Source organism: Secundilactobacillus silagei JCM 19001, from assembly GCF_002217945.1.
Taxonomy (GTDB): domain Bacteria; phylum Bacillota; class Bacilli; order Lactobacillales; family Lactobacillaceae; genus Secundilactobacillus; species Secundilactobacillus silagei.
In genome coordinates this window covers 1-1,836 of record NZ_BCMG01000024.1, presented here as the reverse complement: position 1 = coordinate 1,836, position 1,836 = coordinate 1, and the positions used below count along the sequence as shown (strand labels likewise).

Genomic DNA, 1,836 nt, shown 5'->3' with positions numbered 1-1,836 from the left:
GGCCTTCACTGACCAGTTGAGCTAGCGCACCACGTTGAAAACGTGATAAAGTAGAAGTACCCAAAGTAATCACTCCTTATAGCTGGTTGGAATTAACTACTACCATTGTAAGAGATTGCTTTGGGCCTTTTTTTATTTTTGTTCGGATTAATTATAGAATTTGCCCTTTAGATAGGTTTTATTTATCAATGAGAATTACCTTTCTTAATTCGATATACAAGGATCCAGAAAGGTAATGCAATTAGAACAGTGCCAATTAACGGAATAAATGAATATAAAACAGCTGCGCATGTATAGTTATTTTGATAAATAACAAAATATAATAGAGCACCTGCAGAAACAATTATTCCCGAAATGGGTAAACTTTTAGTCGTGTAAAAGAGTAAATTTTTCTCATATTTTTTCATAAAAATTGCCTCTTATTAATGATTCATTGCACATGCACCTTCTGATGCAGCGCCACACACGACAGCGCAAGCTAAACCTGCGATGCCATTTACGGCAGCCCAAACTGCACAATAGGAACCACAAGCTAACACACCAGCCATACCGCATGAAAATTCTTTGCCATGAAATTTAAAATGCTTTGTCTTTTTTTTCGCCAGAATATTAATTTGATTCAGTTCATTGTTTGAGGCGGAAAATTCGGTTTTTGGTGATGTGCTCTTAGTAGTACCTTGCTCAGCAGAGAAGCTTACAACCTTATTATTGCTCTTATCAACAACCGTTTGAGTTAATATTGTAGTATTTTTGTCATTATTTTTGTAAACATTATAAACAACATCCGTTGATATAGAAGGATCTACTGAGGATGTTGCACGATAATTATATGGTGTGACTGCGTCTTGGTCATTGGTATAACCACGTTTTTTTATATTATTTAAATAGTTATTTATTTTCTCACTTTTATTTAAATTAGAAACATCTTGCTGTGCATTGCTTGAGCTCAAAGACGAAACCTTTGCACTCAAGTTTGAATATTTAAGCTCTGTATTTAAATTATGGTAATAAGATCCAACTCTAGTTTTAGCCGAACCATTAATTGGGAATAAGAACGAGCCAAGTAATACAGTAACTGAGCACATTAGTAGTCCGATAAATATTTTTTTAAAATGTTTTGCCTTACTCATAATCAACAACTCCTCTAATTTTTAAGGAACCCTTATTGTAAGAACTTGTCTACTACTGAAATTTTGGATTCTCCAACTAAACGTGTAACCTCATGGGTGCCATTGTATTTTATTAAAGTTGGTATAGCATTTACATGCAGTCCCTTTAATTTTTTATAGCTAGAATTAGGTTCGTTAGCTAAATCGACTTTAAAGATTTCCTTGTTAGGATGCTTAGCAATAGCTTGTCGGTAAATCTTTTTCATTTTTTGACAATGAATGCAGTATCTAGAAGCATAGAGGACATACGTTATCTTTCTTTTCTTTTGTTTGAGCAATTTTAATGCGGTGGTTAATTTTACATTCACCACTTTTCCTTCTGACTTTGCGAGCACTGTACTTGGAAGTAAAAACATGAGGCTGATTCCTATTACGAACAAGCAAAAACTGCTTAAAACTGTTATTTTTCGTTTTTTCATAAAAAGCCTCCTCAACACATAAAATCGATGTTAAAACAATCAATATATGCTACATGCTCATAATATCACAATTAATTTTGTTTGTGGCAAATTCTATAATTAATTCGAACGAAAGTAAAAACGCCCAGAGTAATCTCTTACAATGGTAGTAGTTAATTCCAACCAGCTATAAGGAGTGATTACTTTGGGTACTTCTACTTTATCACGTTTTCAACGTGGTGCGCTAGCTCAACTGGTCAGTGAAGGCC

Annotated in this window: 2 protein-coding genes; both read right to left on the bottom strand. The window is 33.9% G+C overall.

The features are described 5' to 3' along the window. Positions 1–422 precede the first annotated feature (422 nt). A complete protein-coding gene (locus CES79_RS12330) occupies positions 423–1,130 on the bottom strand; it encodes a putative immunity/bacteriocin fusion bifunctional protein (RefSeq protein ID WP_034529865.1) in 708 nt (235 codons plus the stop codon). 32 nt (positions 1,131–1,162) lie between these two features. Then, positions 1,163–1,588: a thioredoxin family protein gene (locus CES79_RS12325; protein ID WP_034529862.1), complete on the bottom strand. Its 426-nt coding sequence runs from the start codon at positions 1,586–1,588 to the stop codon at positions 1,163–1,165. Positions 1,589–1,836: the final 248 nt, after the last annotated feature.

Bases quoted from the DNA above. Each gene is read 5' to 3' on its own strand.
- CES79_RS12325 (WP_034529862.1), bottom strand. From the start codon at position 1,588: ATGAAAAAACGAAAAATAACAGTTTTAAGCAGTTTTTGCTTGTTCGTA.
- CES79_RS12330 (WP_034529865.1), bottom strand. From the start codon at position 1,130: ATGAGTAAGGCAAAACATTTTAAAAAAATATTTATCGGACTACTAATG.